Source organism: Burkholderia sp. BCC1977 (assembly GCF_905339595.1).
GTDB lineage: Bacteria > Pseudomonadota > Gammaproteobacteria > Burkholderiales > Burkholderiaceae > Burkholderia.
The window spans coordinates 16,344-33,132 of the sequence record NZ_CAJPGQ010000019.1; the positions used below are offsets into that span (position 1 = coordinate 16,344).

The 16,789-nt window shown below is 67.6% G+C and carries 15 protein-coding genes; 7 read left to right on the forward strand and 8 right to left on the reverse strand.

The features are described from left to right. The first annotated feature begins 15 nt into the window (after window positions 1–15). Genes U5771_RS17320 through U5771_RS17335 form a run of 4 tightly spaced genes read left to right on the forward strand, consistent with a single transcriptional unit; the run spans window position 16 to window position 4,641 of the window. Entirely contained in the window at window positions 16–1,224 is a 1,209-nt protein-coding gene (locus U5771_RS17320; RefSeq protein ID WP_322025104.1) for an AAA family ATPase, read from the forward strand. 19 nt (window positions 1,225–1,243) lie between these two features. After that, on the forward strand, window positions 1,244–2,611 hold the full coding sequence (locus tag U5771_RS17325; RefSeq protein WP_322025105.1) for a CpaF family protein: 1,368 nt from the start codon (window positions 1,244–1,246) through the stop codon (window positions 2,609–2,611). 33 nt (window positions 2,612–2,644) lie between these two features. Further along, window positions 2,645–3,622 carry a type II secretion system F family protein gene (locus U5771_RS17330; protein WP_322025106.1) on the forward strand — a complete coding sequence of 326 codons (978 nt, stop codon included), beginning with the start codon at window positions 2,645–2,647 and terminating at the stop codon, window positions 3,620–3,622. A 38-nt stretch (window positions 3,623–3,660) separates the two neighbouring features. Next, the gene (locus tag U5771_RS17335) at window positions 3,661–4,641 is read left to right on the forward strand and encodes a type II secretion system F family protein (protein WP_322025107.1); all 981 of its coding nucleotides are present in this window, start codon (window positions 3,661–3,663) and stop codon (window positions 4,639–4,641) included. Window positions 4,642–4,915: 274 nt separating this feature from the next. Here U5771_RS17335 and U5771_RS17340 read toward each other — a convergent pair whose 3' ends face one another. Continuing rightward, on the reverse strand, window positions 4,916–5,317 hold the full coding sequence (locus U5771_RS17340; RefSeq protein WP_322025108.1) for an AraC family transcriptional regulator: 402 nt from the start codon (window positions 5,315–5,317) through the stop codon (window positions 4,916–4,918). A 394-nt stretch (window positions 5,318–5,711) separates the two neighbouring features. Further along, window positions 5,712–6,251: a hypothetical protein gene (locus U5771_RS17345; protein WP_322025109.1), complete on the reverse strand. Its 540-nt coding sequence runs from the start codon at window positions 6,249–6,251 to the stop codon at window positions 5,712–5,714. Window positions 6,252–6,508: 257 nt separating this feature from the next. Between U5771_RS17345 and U5771_RS17350 the strand changes: the two genes are divergently transcribed. Continuing rightward, entirely contained in the window at window positions 6,509–7,528 is a 1,020-nt protein-coding gene (locus tag U5771_RS17350; protein WP_322025110.1) for a WYL domain-containing protein, read from the forward strand. Window positions 7,529–7,769: 241 nt separating this feature from the next. Here U5771_RS17350 and U5771_RS17355 read toward each other — a convergent pair whose 3' ends face one another. From U5771_RS17355 to U5771_RS17375, 5 genes are all read right to left on the reverse strand, one after another. Further along, window positions 7,770–8,729 (reverse strand): transporter, encoded by a 960-nt coding sequence (locus U5771_RS17355; protein WP_322025111.1) that lies wholly within the window; start codon window positions 8,727–8,729, stop codon window positions 7,770–7,772. Window positions 8,730–8,762: 33 nt separating this feature from the next. Continuing rightward, window positions 8,763–9,290 (reverse strand): flavin reductase family protein, encoded by a 528-nt coding sequence (locus U5771_RS17360; protein WP_322025112.1) that lies wholly within the window; start codon window positions 9,288–9,290, stop codon window positions 8,763–8,765. A gap of 5 nt (window positions 9,291–9,295) precedes the next feature. Beyond that, window positions 9,296–10,534, reverse strand: a complete 1,239-nt coding sequence (locus U5771_RS17365; RefSeq protein WP_322025113.1) for a styrene monooxygenase/indole monooxygenase family protein — start codon at window positions 10,532–10,534, stop codon at window positions 9,296–9,298. A gap of 64 nt (window positions 10,535–10,598) precedes the next feature. After that, entirely contained in the window at window positions 10,599–11,387 is a 789-nt protein-coding gene (locus U5771_RS17370; protein ID WP_322025114.1) for an SDR family oxidoreductase, read from the reverse strand. 67 nt (window positions 11,388–11,454) lie between these two features. After that, window positions 11,455–12,684, reverse strand: a complete 1,230-nt coding sequence (locus U5771_RS17375; RefSeq protein WP_322025115.1) for a dienelactone hydrolase family protein — start codon at window positions 12,682–12,684, stop codon at window positions 11,455–11,457. A 354-nt stretch (window positions 12,685–13,038) separates the two neighbouring features. Between U5771_RS17375 and U5771_RS17380 the strand changes: the two genes are divergently transcribed. Continuing rightward, window positions 13,039–14,064: an AraC family transcriptional regulator gene (locus U5771_RS17380; protein WP_322025116.1), complete on the forward strand. Its 1,026-nt coding sequence runs from the start codon at window positions 13,039–13,041 to the stop codon at window positions 14,062–14,064. A 173-nt stretch (window positions 14,065–14,237) separates the two neighbouring features. Continuing rightward, entirely contained in the window at window positions 14,238–15,431 is a 1,194-nt protein-coding gene (locus tag U5771_RS17385; RefSeq protein ID WP_322025117.1) for an NnrS family protein, read from the forward strand. Between the two features lie 225 nt (window positions 15,432–15,656). Here U5771_RS17385 and U5771_RS17390 read toward each other — a convergent pair whose 3' ends face one another. Then, window positions 15,657–16,766, reverse strand: a complete 1,110-nt coding sequence (locus U5771_RS17390) for an S-(hydroxymethyl)glutathione dehydrogenase/class III alcohol dehydrogenase (protein WP_322025118.1) — start codon at window positions 16,764–16,766, stop codon at window positions 15,657–15,659. Window positions 16,767–16,789 lie beyond the last annotated feature (23 nt).

Below are 16,789 nucleotides of genomic sequence, written 5' to 3' on the forward strand. Positions count from 1 at the left end.
CGGCGAGGCACAGTCATGATCAATATCCTGGTGGCTTCCGACGATACGGCCCGGCTCACGCAGATCGCGCGTCTCGTCACCGACAGCGGGCGCTACCGCGTGACACGCGCGGCCGGGCGGCCGTCCCAGATCGAGCATCGCACCGACGGTCTCGATTCGTTCGACATCCTGCTGATCGACGGCGCGACGACCGATGCGGCCGAGCGGTCGGCGATCGAGCGAATCTGCCGGCTGCACCAGGGCCTGACCGGCATCCTGGTGACGGCCGACGCGGCGCCGCACGTGCTGCTGGACGCGATGCGCGCCGGCGTGCGCGACGTGCTGCAATGGCCGATCGACCCGGCGGCGCTCGCCAGTGCGCTCGAACGGGCCGCCGCGCAAAGCACGCGGCGCGACAGCGACGATACGCGCTTCGTGTCGTTCATGTCGTGCAAGGGTGGCGCGGGCACGAGCTTCGCCGCGAGCAACGTCGCGTACGAGATCGCGGAGAGCCACAAGCGCCGCGTGCTGCTGGTCGATCTGAACCAGCAGTTCGCGGATGCCGCGTTCCTCGTCAGCGACGAGACGCCGCCGTCGACGCTGCCGCAGCTGTGCGCGCAGATCGAACGGCTCGACGGCGCGTTTCTCGACGCGAGCGTCGCGCACGTCACGTCGACGTTCCACGTGCTCGCGGGCGCGGGCGACCCGGTCAAGGCCGCGGAGATGCGCGAGGACGCGCTCGAATGGATTCTCGGCGTCGCCGCGCCGCGCTACGACTTCGTGATCTTCGACCTCGGCGTCAGCATCAATCCGCTGTCGATGATCGCGCTGGATCGAAGCGATCAGGTCCAGCTCGTGCTGCAGCCCGCGATGCCGCACGTGCGCGCGGGCCGCCGGATGCTGGAGATTCTCGTGTCGCTCGGCTACCCGACCGACCAGTTGCGGCTGGTGGTGAACCGGATGACGCGCGCGAGCGAACGGTCCCGCACCGCGCTCGAGGAAGTGCTCGGCCTGCGCGCCAGCTGCACGATACCCGACGACACCGACATCGTGCGCGAAGCGCTCGACCAGGGGCATCCGGTCTCGCGCGTCGCACGCAGCGCCGCTGTGGCGCGTGCGTTGCAGTCCTGCGCGAAGCAGATCGTCGAAGGCGACGTGCGCACCCAGCACGGCGCGTCCAGCAGCGAACCGTTGATGTCCCGGCTGTTCGGCCGCAAGGCCACGCCGAAGCTCAAGTCCATGTGAATCTCACGGGGAAACCATCATGTCATTGCGCGATCAGATGTCCTTGTACCGGACGCAGCCGCAGGCGGCGGGCACCGAGCCGGTAGGTGCGACGCATTCGTCGGTACGCGACGCGTACCAGAAGCTGCGCCGCGAAATTCACCTGGCGGTGCTCGAGCGGGTCGAGCTGGAGCGTCTGTCGCGCCTGCCGCAGGAACAGGTCCGGCAGGAAATATCGACGCTGATCTCGCGCATCCTCGACGAGGAGCGCATGCCCGCGAACGATATCGAACGGCGCCAGCTCGCGATCGACGTGTACGACGAGATGTTCGGCTTCGGTCCGCTCGAGGCGTTGCTGCGCGACCCCGGCATCTCCGACATCCTCGTCAATACGTACCGGCAGGTCTACGTCGAGCGGGCCGGCCAGCTCGAGCTGACCGACGTGACGTTCTACGACGACGCGCACCTGATGAAGGTGATCGAGAAGATCGTGTCGCGGGTCGGGCGCCGCATCGACGAATCGACCCCGATGGTCGACGCGCGTCTGCCGGACGGCTCGCGCGTGAACGCGATCATCCCGCCGTCCGCGATCGACGGGCCGCTGATGTCGATCCGGCGTTTCGCGGTCAACCCGCTGAAGATGGACGACCTGGTGAGCTACCAGAGCCTCACGCCGCCGATGGCGGAACTGCTCGATGCGCTGGCCCAGGCGAAAGTAAACGTGCTCGTGTCGGGCGGCACCGGCAGCGGCAAGACGACGCTGCTCAACATCCTGTCGGGTTTCATTCCGCGCTCGGAGCGGATCGTGACCATCGAGGACGCGGCCGAGCTGCAACTGCAGCAACCGCACGTGCTGCGGCTCGAAACGCGGCCGCCGAACATCGAGGGCAAGGGCGAGATCACGCAGCGCACGCTCGTGCGCAACGCGCTGCGGATGCGCCCGGACCGGATCATTCTCGGCGAAGTGCGCGGCGCGGAAGCGCTCGACATGCTCAATGCGATGAACACCGGCCACGAAGGCTCGCTCGCGACGATCCACGCGAACACGCCGCGCGATGCGCTCACCCGGCTCGAGAACATGATCAGCGTCGGCGGCCTGACGCTGCCGCCGAAGACGATGCGCCAGCAGATCGCGTCGGCGATCTCGGTGGTGGTCCAGGCGACGCGGCTCACCGACGGCAAGCGCAAGATCGTCAGCATCCAGGAGCTGACCGGGATGGAAGGCGACATCATCAACATGCAGGAGATCTTCACGTTCAAGCGCACCGGCATGGATCGCGACGGCACGGTGCGCGGACACTTCTGCGCGACCGGCGTGCGGCCGAAGTTCGCCGAGCGGCTGCAGGCGTTCGGCATCAACCTGCCGGATTCGCTGTACGACCCGGCGCAGCGTTACGAGACGAAGTGACGACGCGCGGTCGTCTGACTCCGGGGAGGCCCCATGGACTCGATCTTTTACGGTTTTGTGATTCTCACCTTCGTCGCGGTCGTGCTCGCGATCGAAGGCGTCTATCAATGGTGGAACGCGCGCCACGGCGCCGCGGCGCGCCGGATCGAGTCGCGCCTGCGCGCGATGTCGGCCGGCGGCAACGTGCAGCAGGAGCGGTTGTCGATTCTCAAGAAGCGGATGCTCGACGAGTCGAAACCGTTCGACCGGCTGTTGTTGCGCGTGCCGCGCGTGCAGTCGCTGGACCTGATGCTGCAGCAATCCGGGCTCGACTGGACGGTCGCGAAACTGGCCGTGCTCAGCACCGCATTTCCGGTGATCACGGCGCTGCTCCTGGTCTTCACGCCGTTGCCGCTGATCGTCGTGGTGCCGATCGCGCTGGCGACTGCGTGCATACCGACGCTGTACGTGTTGCGGCATCGCAACCGGCGCATGCTCAAGCTCGAGCGCCAGTTGCCGGATGTCTGCGACATGATCGCGCGCGCGCTGCGCTCCGGCCACTCGTTTACGAGCGCGCTCGGAATGGTCGGCGAGGAGTTTCCCGATCCGATGGGGGCTGAATTCCGGATCACGTTCGACGAGATCAATTACGGCGTATCGCTGCACGATGCGCTGGTGAACCTCGCGACGCGCGTGCCGGCCCATGACCTGCGCTACTTCGTGATCGCGGTCCTGATCCAGCGCGAGACCGGCGGCAACCTGGCCGAACTGCTCGACAGCATCGCATCGCTGGTGCGCGAGCGCTTCAAGCTGTTCGACAAGGTCCGCGTGCTGTCGGCGGAAGGGCGGCTGTCGGCCTGGATCCTCGGGCTGCTGCCGTTCGGCACCGCGGGCATGATGGCGGTGTTGAACCGGGAGTTTCTGTCGGTGCTGTGGGAGGATCCGGCCGGCATCAAGATGGTTGGCGTGATGCTGGGGTCGATGGTATTCGGCCTGCTGTGGATTCGCCGCATCATCCGGATTCGCGTCTGACGCGTGTCTCAGGCTTCACGAACCGATTCGAGGCTGTCATGCAAAACCTGAGCGTAGTACATACCGTGATGCTGGCCGGCTTGTTCATTTTCGTCGCCGGCGGCGTGCTCGCCGCGATGCTGCTGTTCGCGCCGCGCAACATGGAGCGCCGGATCCAGCAGGCGAGCGGAGCAAGCGTGGGCATCGGCATCGGCACCGGTGCGGACGACGGCGGCGGGCAAACGTCGCGCTGGGTCGCGAAACTCGTCGAGCTGTCGCGGCCGATTTCCCGGCTGTCGGTGCCGCAGGAGGGTTGGGAGAATTCGCCGCTGCGGATCCGGCTGATGAATGCCGGCTGGCGCGATGCGAACGCGGGCGCGCTTTACTTCGCGGCGAAGACGGTGCTCGCGCTGGCGCTGCCGGGCGCCGCGCTGCTGGCGCTCGCCACGACCCGGCTCGCGAATCAGCGCATGCTGCTGTCGCTCATCCTCGTCGCGCTCGCCGGGATCGGCTACTACCTGCCGAACGTGATCCTCCGGCGCCGGATCGCGAAGCGTCAGCAAGTGATCTTCGAGGACTTCCCGGATGCGCTCGACTTGCTGACCGTATGCGTCGAGGCAGGGCTCGGGCTCGACGCGGCGCTGATGCGCGTGAGCGAGGAGCTGCGCTTTCGCAGCGAAGTGGTGGCGGGCGAGCTCGACTTGCTGCTGCTCGAGATGCGTTCCGGGTTCACGAAGGAGACCGCGCTGCGCAATCTGGCGCTGCGGACCGGCGTCGAGGACATCGAGTCGTTCTGCGCGATGCTGATCCAGGCCGACCGCTTCGGGACGAGCATCGCCGAATCGCTGCGCGTGCTGTCCGACATGCTGCGCACGCGGCGGCGGATGCGGGCCGAGGAGCGGGCCGCGAAGATCGCGCTGAAGCTGCTGTTCCCGCTGATCTTCTGCATCTTCCCCGCGCTGATGTGCGTGCTGCTCGGACCGGCGATGATTCACGTGTATCGCGTGCTGCTGCCGACCTTCACCAGTATCGGGCAGTAAGCGGCGGCGGAGCGCCGCGCGAACCGGATGTGCGTGCCGGCCGGGCATCGCCGGCCGGCACGGCCACCGTCTTCATGGGAGGCTCCTCCTCCCCCCCGGGCGGCGCCGCGAGACAGGTCGATCATAGCGGCGTCAACGCAACCCGGACCCATGGTCGACCCTGGACGCAGCCGTGGTCCACTGCCCGCGCGGGTGGCCCCCTACGGCTATTGACGAAACCGCAGGAAAGCAGCCGGTCGTGACCGAACGAGGCCCCGCACGGGCCTCGTTCGCGTCACCCGCCGGCATCGCCGTCGGGCGGGTGACGCTCAGCCACGTCGCATGCGCCGAGCTGGCCTTCCGCGTGCAGGTCGGCACGCGTGCGTGCCCGGCGATGTTCGGTCGGGGTCGCGTCGAAGCGATGCCGAAACAGGTGCGCGAGATAGTCGCCGCTCCCGAGCCCGCAGCGCCGCGCGATCGAATCGACCGGCAACGCGGTGCGTTCGAGCATCGCGCACGCGCGGGCGAGTCGAACCTGCGTCAGATACGCGCTGGGCGTCACGCCGGTTTCGCGCGTGAAGTTGCGCAGCAGCGAACGCTCGCTCATCGCGACGAGGGCGGCGGCCTGTCGCATCCGGACGGATTCCGCGAAGTTGGCCGACAGCCATTCGGCGACATGGCGCATTTTTTCGGACATCGGCCACTCGTTCAGCGGAATCCGGAGCGCCGCGGATTCGATCCGGCCGCCAGGGCCCGCGGCACCGTCATTCGCCGCATGAGACGACAGCGAGGTGTTGCACCGGACCGATTCGCCTTCTCCATCGTGATGGTGTCGGCGGTTGAAAGCATTGCACGTCGAGCGGCGAGCGTCCGGGATGAATGGCATCAAGAAGCGTGTCCTGTCGTTGTCGAGTGAAGATTGTCGATGCCGGTTCGGACATACCGTGTCCGGACGTCGAAAAAGCGTTGCGTCAGCTGCGGCATCGTCGGGATCGATGCGTTCGCATCGATCCGCACCGCTGCGACATCGCGTCGGCATGTCGGGTGCGTCGGGTGCGTCGGTGCCGGAGCGGTGCTCCGGTTTGCGCCGATCAGCTCGCGTCGAGCGGAGCGTCCATCGCGTCGAGTCGCGCGGCGATCCAGGCAAGCAGGTCCTGCCGCACGGTGATCCGTCCGTCGGGCCCGCGTGCGGCCGACGCATGCAGCGAACGCGCGAGTGCATCGAGCGCCGTGCGGGTGTCGAGCGTGCCCGCGAGTGCCCAGAAGCCCGCACGGCGATGCGGCAGCTGCCGGGCGTCGCCGGCGAACAACGCGATCTCGGTGCGCGTGCGATCGAGCGGGCGGGTCAGTGCGCCGTTCGCGCCGGTGCAGTTCCAGCAGAATCCGTCGGACCGACGCGTCGCCGGTTTGACGACATGCACGACGACGTCGGCACCGGCGGCCGCCCGGTCGCGGGCGATCCGCCAGTCCAGTCGCGGATGCCGCGATCGCAGCCCGGCGAGCCAGGTGTGCGCGTCGCGTTCGTCGATTCCCCACAACCGCAACGCAACACGAAGCGCGCGCCGGCGGCCGGGCAGGACGCGCGCATTCGATGCAGGGTCGAGGTTCGGGTGATCGATGGGTCGAGTCATGGGGGCGGGCACGAGTGAAGGGATGCCGATGGTGTGCCTTCATCGGGACAGAATGTGTCCCGTTTCGCGTCCGGAAGCGAATTGCGTGGCGTGCGGATCTCGGGACACCGTTTGTCCCGATGCGTGGTTAAGGTGGCGGCACGCACGACCGGCGATGCCGCGCGACCAACATTCAATCGGCGCAATGCATGCTCAAGAAATCGGGTCGGGTGTCGTTAACCCGTGACGTTCCCTTTGCCATGTACCGAATCCCCCGAATGCCAGACCTCGATCGCGACATCATGCGCCTGCTGCCCGACGCCGGCGCGCAGGCCGACTACGTCAGCACGCCGGACCTGTACGAGCGCATGCAGGAGACCGTGCCGGATCTTCCGTCGATCAAGACCGTGCTCCGTCGTCTCGCCGAACTGGAAGCGCGCGGCCTCGTCGAGACCGACCGGCGCGGCACGGTATCGGTGTGGCGCCGCAAGGACGGTGCGAGCGGCATGGCGGCGAAGGCCGGCTCGATCATGAGCTTCGACGAGGCGCTCGCGTTGCAGACGTTGCGGCGCTTCTCGTCCCGGCAGATTCCGGGGCTCGTCGCCGATTCGATTTCCGCGCTGTTCAAGATCGCCGACGCGCGGCTCGAACGGCCCGTCAGCGAATCGGAGCGCAAGTACGCGCGCTGGACCGGCAAGGTCGCGGTCGAGAGCGGCGGCTTTGCGCTGCACTATCCGTCGATCGACCGCAAGATCTTCGCGGCGGTCTCGCGCGCGCTGTTCGAGGAGCGCAAACTGCAGATCGTCTACCGGCCGCGCCACAACGCCGACAACGAGACGCCGAAGATCGTGCTGCCGCTCGGCCTCGTCGAAGTCGGCGGGCTGGTGTACCTGGTTGGCGCCACCGAAGGCAAGCCGGAACCGACGCTGTACCGGATGGACCGGCTCGCGCGCGCCGACGCGATGCTCGAATCGTTCGTCTATCCGGCGTCGTTCTCCCTCGAGGTCTACGTGAAGCAGCAGCGCCGCTTCGACTTCATGGTCGACAAGGCAGTGAAGCTGTCGCTCAAGTTCGTCAACCAGGCCGGCGACCATCTGCTCGAGGCGCCGCTGTCGCTCGACCAGACGACGCGCCGCACCGACGATGCGCTGTTCGTGCAGGGCACCGCGATGCTGAGCCAGCGGCTGCGCTGGTGGCTCCGGTCGTTCGGGCCGAACGTCGAGGTGCTGGGGCCGGCGAGCCTGCGTGCCGAGCTGGCGGCCGAAGCGGCCGCGCTCGCGCGGATCTACGGCGGGTGACGGGCGGCGCATGGCACGGGTCTTTCCGAACGGCTGAGACCGCACAGCGGTGCCGGCCGGACTGTTCTGGACGATGCGGTAACGTATCGCCTTCTTTTCTACCTACCTATTTATCGCGCATAAGCCGGCGCATTTATCGCGCGCGGCTTCAATGAGGCTCCCGCCATCCCCGGAACGACAGGACGCGCATCCAGGCGCCGAAGCCGCGCTTTGCATTCGTCATACCGGCCGGGTCGGCGCGTCACTGAAAGTGATGCACATACCGCAGCACCATCCGCGTGCCCTGCGGCCGGTTGCGCGCATAGACCTCGAAGTACGAGTTGAACATCAGGTGATCCTGCGGCGAGAAGCTATACATCGCACCGGGCCCGATCGCCAGCACGGCTTCCCGCGTGCCGGACACATCCTGGCCGTTCGCCTTCATGTCGGTGGTCTGGCGCAGCCAGTAGCCGTTGAGTCCCAGCCGCAGCCCGGGCCGCACTTCGTACTCGGTCGCGAAGTTCGCATGAACGGCCTGGCCGGCCTGCGTCGACGTCACGTCGGAGCCGAGCGCGGTCGCCGGCTCGTGGTTGGTCGCATTCCACAGATAGTGCAGGCGCCACGACACGGTCCACTTCGGCGTGACCCAGAACGTCGCGGCCCAGTACGGATCGAATGACCAGAAATGGCTGCCCGGATTGATCGCGCGCGCCGGATCGTAGGCGCCGGTCGGTGCGATGAACTGGAATTCCACCCGTTGCGCGAAGCGCGGCCCCTGCGCGCCCATCACCGGATCGAACTGGATGAACGGGCCGACCAGCAGGTCGCCGAACCCGGCGCGCGAGTTCAGCGCGACGTTGCCGATCCCGTCGTTCGTATGCACGGACGCCACCCACGGCAGGATCACGTCGAGCCCCGGATGCATGCCGCCGAACGTCAGCGGCGACTGGTAGACGAGCTGGCTCAGCCCCGCGAACAGGTCGATGTCCTGCTTCGGCAGCCCGACCTTGTTGCCGGCGTTGTCGTTGACGCGGCCGGCCGTGTAGTACTCGAGATACTGCGTGCCGTACCAGCCCGAGCCGGCCGGCGGCATCCCGTCGAGGAAGCTGGTCATCCCCAGGTTGACCGACGGCAGGTCGGTCGCATGCGCCGGCGCGTGTCCGGTCAGGCCGGCGAACACGAGGCCCGCGATCGCAAGCAGGCGAGAGCCGCATTTCATCATCACCACCTCCTGAATATTTATTTGTATAACTAATCAAACGGCGCGAGAAAGATCGGGGTGCGCCGAGATCGCGCGGTACTGGCCCGCATGGAACACGAGCGGCGCATGGCCGAACGTATCGAATGCCTCGATCTGACCGATGAAAAGCAGATGGTCACCGCCTTCGTAATGGCCGACATGGCGGCACACGAAACGCGCGCTCGCGCCGTCGAGGCAGGGCACGCCGCCCGCGTCGGCGTCGACGTGCGGTACGCCGTCGAACTTGTCGGCGCTCGGCGTCGCGAACCGGCGCGACAGCTCGATCTGATCGTGCGCGAGGACATTGATCGCGAAGTGCGTGGCCGCGACGAAATCCGGACGGCTCGGCGCGACCTTGCGCAGGCTCCACAGCACGAGCGGCGGGTCGAGCGACAGCGACGAGAACGAATTGGCGGTGAGGCCGACCTTGCGCCCGTCCGGCGAACGCGTGGTGATCACGGTGACGCCGGTCGGGAACTGCCCGAACGCGGCGCGCAATTGTTGCGGGTCGAGGCCCGGATGGCAGGAAGCGGTGGTGTCCATGGCGCTTACTCCGAATGTGCGGCGTGTTCGCGGATCAGCGCCGCGCAGGCCGACGGGTCGAACCACCACGGCGCGAACTCGCGCGGATCGTCGAAGCCGTTGACGATCGCAGCGGCGAGCGACGGCAACTGGCCGGCGGCGCCGAGCAGCTCGAGGATGTGCGGCGGCGGCGGGGTGAGCAGCGAGTTGGTCCAGCGCACGACGTGCTGCGCATAGGCCCAGTAGCGTTCGAACGTGTCGTGCATCCAGCCTTCGTCGAACGGCTCGGCTTCGCGTGCGAGGATCGCGTCGCCGTACACCTTCGCGCATTTCGCCGCATTGTTCGAACCCTGGCCGGTGATCGGATCGTTGACGACCACCGCATCGGCCATGCCGAACACGGTGCGGCCCGACGGCAGGCGGAAGAACGGCTTGCGCACGGTCGGCGTGAAGCGTCCGGACAGCGTGCCGTTCGGATCGGTGAGCGCGACGTCGCGGCAGCGCTCGAATTCCCACGGCACATACTGCTGCAGGAACGACAGGCTGCGGTCGAGATGCTGCTCGGGCGTCTTCACGTCGGCCCAGCAGTCGAGCGGCCCGCCGGGGATCCCTTCGAACACCATGATTTCGCACGGGCCCGTCGCGGTCAGCGCGGGAAACACGAAATATTCGCCGATGCCGGGCAGCAGGTTGAAGCGCACGCGCGAATACGGCTGGCTCGGCGTCATGCCCTTCACGTAGGTGAGGGCCAGCGCGCGTTGCGGGCGCTCGAACGCGCTGCGTGCGTCGTCGCGGCCGAGCAGGTTCACGATTTCGCCCTTGCCGGCCGCGAGCAGCACGAGGTCGTGGCTGCGCGCGAGGTCCTCGAGCTCCGGCACGCCGACGTCGCAGATGCGCACGTCGGCGCCACGGCGCTGGATCGCGTCGAGCCAGTCGGCCATCTTCACGCGCTGGTCGACCGATTGCGCGTAGCGGGTCAGCCGCGACGACCAGTCGATCGCCTTGCGGCCGTTGCCTTCCGGATGCGGCACGACGATGCCGATGCCTTCGACGGACGGGCACGCTTCTTCCCAGCTGTTCAGGCCGAGATCGCGCTCGATCTGCAGCGCGGTATGGAACATGCATTGGCTCGACATGACCTTGCCGGCACGGATCTGTTCCGCGTCGCGGTTGGTCGCAAGCGTGACGTGATAGCCGTGGTCGAGCAGCGTGAAGGCGAGTTGCAGGCCGGACTGGCCGGCACCGACGATAGCGATGCGTTTCATGATGAAATCCTTGGTAGAACGAATGACTTGAGCCGGAATACGAACCGGAAGAAGCGACCTGCGCTTACTCGGCCAGCCGCGGAATCGCCGGCACCGCCTGCTCGGGGCCCATCGACGAATAGCCGCCGTCCACCGCGTAATCGGCGCCCGTCACGAAGCTCGCCGCGTCGCTGCACAGGAACGTGACGACCTGCGCGACTTCCGACGGATCGCCGACGCGGCCGAGCAGATGAAACGGCGCGGCCACGCGATCGGTCTTGGCGCGGTCGCCGTGCGTCAGCTCGTCCATCACGCGCGACCACGTCCATCCCGGCGACACCGAGTTGACGCGAATCCGGTCGGCGGCGAGATCCATCGCCATGCTGCGCGTGAGCTGGCGCATCGCGGCCTTGGACGTCGGATAGAGCCAGCGGCCGGTCTGCGCGCATTGCGCGGAGATCGAACTGAAGTTCACGATCGCGCCGCCGCCGCGCCGCGTCAGGTACGGATGAACGGCCTTGACCAGCATCGCGGCCGACACGACGTTGACGTCCATCGCCGCGAGCCAGTCGCGGCGGCTGGCCTGGATGCCGTTGTCGACGTAGCTGCAGGCCAGGTTGATCAACAGGTCGATCGCGCCGAAGCGCTGGGCGACGGCCGACACCGCGCGTTCGATCGCGCGGTCGTCGGTGATGTCGGTCGCGATGAACATCCCGCGTTCGCCGAGCGTGTCGGCGACGCGCGCGCCGTTGTCCGCATCGAGATCGAGGATCGCGACGCACGCGCCGGCGCGGCTCAGGTCCTGCGCGACGGCGGCGCCGATCAGCGTGGCGCCGCCGGTGACGATCGCGACTTTGCCAGCAAGGGCAGTCATGGGGTGTCTCCTGGAATGATTGGGTGAAGGTGGCACGGGTTCGACGCGTCGCCCGGGTAGCGGTCGGTCACGCGCTGTCGCGCCAGCGCTGCATCAGCCCGTTCGACGGCACGGTTTCGTCGAGCAGCTTGCGCGCCGTTTCGACACCGGCGACGGGCAGCCCGGCCGCGTCGAGCAGGCCGATCTGCACGAGCACGCTCGCCTGGTCCCAATAGATGTGTTCGTGATACAGCTTGTCGCCGCGGAACTTGACGATCGCGACGAGCGGAATCTCGACACGCTTGCCGGTCGGCGCGACGCCGGGCAGCATCCAGTCGATCTCGGTCGTGTGCGTGAAGCAGAACAGCAGTTCGTCGACGATCTGGCTTGCGCCGACCGTGCGCGAGATCGGCGTGATCGTTGTGTCCGGCGGGTTCGCGTGCACGAAGTGATGCGTGTAGAAGCGCTTGAGCTCGTCGTAGCCGACGCCGCCCGTGAGCGTCGGAATATGGTTCACGTAAGGCTGCGCGACCATCGTGTCCATCGTCGCGTCGACGTTGCGCGTGTCGAATTCGTGCAGGAGGTGTGCTTCCCACAGTGTGGACAGGTCGTAGTGCGGGCCGAGCGCCGCGCGGAACGCGGCGATCGCGCGCTGGTGCGCCATCACCGCCGCCGCCTTGTCGAAATGATCGCCGCCGACGCGCGCGAACGCATGATCGACGCCCGGGTACACGTACACCTCGACGCCGTCGCGTCCCGCCAGCGCGGCGGTGATGCGCTGCTGCGCATCGGGCGGGCAGAAGCGGTCCAGCGCGGCGATCTGCAGCACGAGCCGGCCGCGCAGATGCGCGGCCTCGTCGAGCGCGTGCTCGATGCCCACGCCGTAATAGCTGACGGCGGCGGCCACGTTCGGCAGCCGGCACGCGGCCAGATAGGCGAGTTTGCCGCCGAGGCAGTAGCCGAGCACCCCGGCCTGGCCGGTGCATTCCGGCCGTTGCGTCAGCACGGCCAGCGCGGCGGCGATGTCCTCCACGCCCTTGTTTTCGTCGTACTCGCGGTAGAGCGCCATCGCGCGCTCGAAGTCGGCCGCCGCGTAGCCGAGTTCGATGCCGGGGGCCTGGCGCCAGAACAGGTCGGGCACGAGCACCGTGTAGCCTTCCTCGGCGTAATAATCGGCCACGTCGCGCATCGTCGCGTTCGCGCCGAAGATCTCGTGACACAGCACGATGCCCGGCCCCGTGCCGCCGGCCGGCGTGCTCAGGTAGGCGCGGAACGTCCCGCCGTCCGGCGACGGAATCTCGATGTGTCGTCCTTGCATGTGTCCCTCCATTCTGTTCGTGACTGGCATGGGCCCAGTATTGGCGGACGAAACGCGCGCTTCTATCCGCTTTCTTCGGCCGGTATCCGCGAATTCCGGAAACCTGCGGACCGGCCCGCCGCGCCGGGGCCGGGACGCGGCGCACTGCGGGTTTGTGCGGATGCGGAAGGTCCGCACAGTTTTCTACGATGCGCGAACGGTCCGCTTCTTGCGTCATATATGCAGGGCTTGCGTAGTGTAACGACGCGGACTGTCCGGATACGCCGGGCGCTATCCGGATCGTGCGACGGGCTTCCCCGGAATCGGGAATGCGTGCACAGCGCAAGTGCGATCAGGCACGACGGGAGAACTTCGATGGGGCAATTTTCCGCAACGGGCGGGCTGGGCGACGCCGCCTGTTTCAATCACGACACGCTGCTGCTGCAGTCGAACGACGTCGACGAGGTGCGCGCGCGGGTGGCGGACGTGTTCAAGCCGCATCGGCTTACGCCGACCGGCGATTCGCACGCGCTGCACGGCCGCATGCACCATGCGCGCTGGGGCAACCTGTCGCTGAATCTGCTCGACTACGGCAGCGAGGTATCGATCGAACCGGGGCCGCTCGAGCACTTCTATCTGTTGCAGATTCCGCTGCGCGGCGACGCCGAGATCGAATGCGGCGCGGCGCGCTTCGTGTCGTCGCCCGCCACCGCTTCGCTGCTGTCGCCGACGCTGCCGCTCCGGATGCGGTGGGGCGAGGCGTGCCCGCAAGTGATCCTGCGCATCGAGCGCGAGGTGATGGAGCGGCATGCGCAGCGGCATGTCGGCGGCGAGCGGCACGTGCCGGTGGAGTTCGAGCCGGAATTCAGCCTGTCGTCGCAGCAGGGCGCGTGCCTCGCGCAAATGCTGCCGATGCTGGCCGACGCGATCGCGACCGACGGACATCCGCTGCGCCATCCGCTCGCGTTCGAGCAACTGGAGTCGACGCTGTTCAACCTGTTGCTGTATGGCCAGCCGAACAGCGCGCGCAACGGCACCCGCCCCGCGCCGGCGCCGCTCGCGCCGTTCTATGTGCGGCGCGTCGAGGAATACGTCCGCGCGCATCTCGACGAGCCGCTGACGATCGAACGGCTCGCCGAACTCGCGGGCGTCAGCCCGAGCACGCTGTTCGCCGGATTCCGCAATCGCCATGGCATCACGCCGATGGCATTCGTGCGCCAGTTGCGGCTGCAACATGTGCGCGACGAACTGCTCGACGATGCGACACCGGGGCTCGCGTCGGTGACGGACGTCGCGCTGAAATGGGGCTTCGCGCACCTCGGGCGGTTCGCGATCGACTACAAGCGCGCGTTCGGGGAATCGCCGTCGGCCACGCTCAGGATGCGGCGCGTGCGGTGCTGACGGGGCGGACGCAACGCAGGCGCGCGCTTGAAAGTGTGGCACAGGCGTGCAGCGCGAGCTTGACGCATGTCATGAACGCGAACGATGCCACCGCGCCGCGTAGGGGCACGCCCCCGTCTCGCGCGTCACGGCGCTAGGATGAATGACGTCATCCTCGACTGCCGGAGACGCACATGAAGATCAGCGAACCGATGCGGGCCCCATCGGCGCCCGATACCCTGCCGTTGCTGCAACTCGGCCTGCGGCCTTTCTATCTGACCGGCGCGCTGTTCGCGAGCCTTGCCGTCGCGGTGTGGCTCGCGGCGTGGCACGGCGTGCCCGTCGCCGGGCGTGCCGGTGCGATGACGGGGCTCATGTGGCATGTGCACGAGATGATCTTCGGCTTCGTCGCCGCGATCGTCGTCGGCTTCCTGCTGACCGCCACGCGGGCCTGGACGTCGCGCGAAACGCTGCGCGGCCCGGCGCTCGCGGCGCTGTGGCTGCTTTGGCTGGCCGGGCGGGTGCTCGTCTGGTCGGGGCCGGCGTCGCTCGCGGCGGTCGTCGATGCGCTGTTCCTGCCGGTGACGGCCGTCGTGCTGTTGCGCGTGCTGCTGTCGGCGAAGAACCGCCACAACGTGTTCCTGCCGGTCGCGCTGCTGTTGTTCGGCGCGCTGAACGCGCTGTTCCATGCATCCGTGATGACGGGACGGGCCGATCTCGCGCTGCGGACGGCTTACGCGGCGACGGGGCTGGTCGTTTTCTTCGTCGCGGTGATCACCGGCCGCATCGTGCCGATGTTCACGATGAACGCGATTCCCGGCTTCCGGATACGCCGCTTCAGGATCGTGGACGCGCTCGCGGCACCGGCGGTCGCGCTGACGCTGTTCGCGGATGCGCTCGGTGCGCCCGCCGTGCTGCTGATCGTCGCCGCGCTCGCCACTGCCGTGCTGCATGCATGGCGCCTCTCCGGATGGCATTCGTGGCGCGTCGGCAAGCGGCCGATCGTGTGGATCCTGCACGTGTCCTGTCTGTGGATTCCGGTCGGCTTCGTGCTGCTCGCGCTGTCGTTCGCCGGCGCGGTCGCGCACTCGCTCGCCGTGCACGCGTTGACCGTCGGTGCGATCGGCGGCGCGATCATCGCGATGATCACGCGCACGGCGCTCGGCCACACGGGGCGCATGCTCGTCGCGGGCCCGTGGGAGCAGCTGTGTTACTGGCTGGTGATCGGTGCGGCCGTCATCCGCGTGTTCGGGCCGCTCGTTCCGGGCGTGCCGTACGCGGTCTGGCTCGATCTGTCGGGGGCGTGCTGGATCGTCGCGTTCGTCGCGTACACGGTGCACTACGCGCCGTTCCTGACGTCGCCGCGTGCCGACGGTCGTCAGGATTGACGCTGGTGCTTTGTCGGATCGGGAGTGGGAACGCAGGAAGCCGCGGCAGATGCGTGTTGCGCGCGTGGCGGCGGAAGAGGTGACGGATGAGGTGGCGGTGACCGTTGCCGGTCTGACGGCGGATGGTGTTCGGAGCATACGCCGCCGCCGGCAGGCATCACTGCGTGCCGGCGGCGCCTTCGCGCGAGGAGACCGGTTGCTGCAACCGGTCCCCTGACGCGGGGTTCAGAAATGCACGACGGTCCGGATGGACTTGCCTTCGTGCATCAGGTCGAACGCTTCGTTGATGCCGGTGAGCGGCTTCGTGTGCGTGACGAACGGTGCCAGCTGGATCGTGCCGGCCATCGCTTCCTCGACCATGCCCGGCAGTTCGGAACGGCCCTTGACGCCGCCGAATGCCGTGCCCAGCCAGCGGCGACCGGTGACGAGCTGGAACGGCCGCGTCGAGATTTCCTGGCCGGCGCCCGCGACGCCGATGACGACGGACTGGCCCCAGCCGCGGTGCGCGCATTCGAGCGCGGCGCGCATCACGTTGACGTTGCCGATGCACTCGAAGCTGTGGTCGACGCCCCAGCCGGTCATTTCGACGATCACCTGCTGGATGGGCTTTTCGTGATCCTTCGGGTTCACGCAGTCGGTGGCGCCGAACACGCGCGCGAGGTCGAACTTGCCCGGGTTGGTGTCGATCGCGATGATGCGGCCGGCCTTCGCGAGCTTCGCACCCTGGATCACCGCGAGGCCGATGCCGCCGAGGCCGAACACGGCCACGCTGTCGCCTTCCTGCACCTTGGCCGTGTTCTTCACCGCGCCGAGGCCGGTCGTGACGCCGCAGCCCAGCAGGCAGACCTGCTCCGGGTTCGCGTCCGGGTTGATCTTCGCGAGCGACACTTCGGCGACGACGGTGTATTCGCTGAACGTCGAGCAGCCCATGTAGTGATAGATCGGCTGGCCGTTGTAGCTGAAACGCGTGGTGCCGTCGGGCATCACGCCCTTGCCCTGGGTGGCGCGCACCGACACGCACAGATTGGTCTTGCCGCTCTTGCAGAACAGGCACTCGCCACATTCGGCGGTGTAGAGCGGAATGACGTGGTCGCCGGGCTTCACGCTCGTCACGCCTTCGCCGACTTCCACCACGATGCCGGCGCCTTCATGGCCCAGCACGGCGGGGAAGAGGCCCTCGGGATCGTCGCCCGACAGCGTGAAGGCGTCGGTGTGACAGACGCCGGTATGGGTGATCTTGACGAGCACTTCGCCCTTGCGGGGCGGTTCGACGTCGATTTCGACGATCTGCAGCGGCTTACCCGCCTCGAACGCAACTGCGGCACGTGATTTCATGGCAATCCTGTTAAAAAAATCAT

Excerpts from the sequence above, each read along its gene's own strand:
- U5771_RS17385 (WP_322025117.1), top strand. The coding sequence starts at position 14,238 with ATGAAGATCAGCGAACCGATGCGGGCCCCATCGGCGCCCGATACCCTG.
- U5771_RS17360 (WP_322025112.1), bottom strand. The coding sequence starts at position 9,290 with ATGGACACCACCGCTTCCTGCCATCCGGGCCTCGACCCGCAACAATTG.
- U5771_RS17325 (WP_322025105.1), top strand. The coding sequence starts at position 1,244 with ATGTCATTGCGCGATCAGATGTCCTTGTACCGGACGCAGCCGCAGGCG.
- U5771_RS17335 (WP_322025107.1), top strand. The coding sequence starts at position 3,661 with ATGCAAAACCTGAGCGTAGTACATACCGTGATGCTGGCCGGCTTGTTC.
- U5771_RS17380 (WP_322025116.1), top strand. The coding sequence starts at position 13,039 with ATGGGGCAATTTTCCGCAACGGGCGGGCTGGGCGACGCCGCCTGTTTC.
- U5771_RS17320 (WP_322025104.1), top strand. The coding sequence starts at position 16 with ATGATCAATATCCTGGTGGCTTCCGACGATACGGCCCGGCTCACGCAG.
- U5771_RS17365 (WP_322025113.1), bottom strand. The coding sequence starts at position 10,534 with ATGAAACGCATCGCTATCGTCGGTGCCGGCCAGTCCGGCCTGCAACTC.
- U5771_RS17390 (WP_322025118.1), bottom strand. The coding sequence starts at position 16,766 with ATGAAATCACGTGCCGCAGTTGCGTTCGAGGCGGGTAAGCCGCTGCAG.
- U5771_RS17355 (WP_322025111.1), bottom strand. The coding sequence starts at position 8,729 with ATGATGAAATGCGGCTCTCGCCTGCTTGCGATCGCGGGCCTCGTGTTC.
- U5771_RS17350 (WP_322025110.1), top strand. The coding sequence starts at position 6,509 with ATGCCAGACCTCGATCGCGACATCATGCGCCTGCTGCCCGACGCCGGC.
- U5771_RS17345 (WP_322025109.1), bottom strand. The coding sequence starts at position 6,251 with ATGACTCGACCCATCGATCACCCGAACCTCGACCCTGCATCGAATGCG.
- U5771_RS17330 (WP_322025106.1), top strand. The coding sequence starts at position 2,645 with ATGGACTCGATCTTTTACGGTTTTGTGATTCTCACCTTCGTCGCGGTC.
- U5771_RS17340 (WP_322025108.1), bottom strand. The coding sequence starts at position 5,317 with ATGTCCGAAAAAATGCGCCATGTCGCCGAATGGCTGTCGGCCAACTTC.
- U5771_RS17370 (WP_322025114.1), bottom strand. The coding sequence starts at position 11,387 with ATGACTGCCCTTGCTGGCAAAGTCGCGATCGTCACCGGCGGCGCCACG.
- U5771_RS17375 (WP_322025115.1), bottom strand. The coding sequence starts at position 12,684 with ATGCAAGGACGACACATCGAGATTCCGTCGCCGGACGGCGGGACGTTC.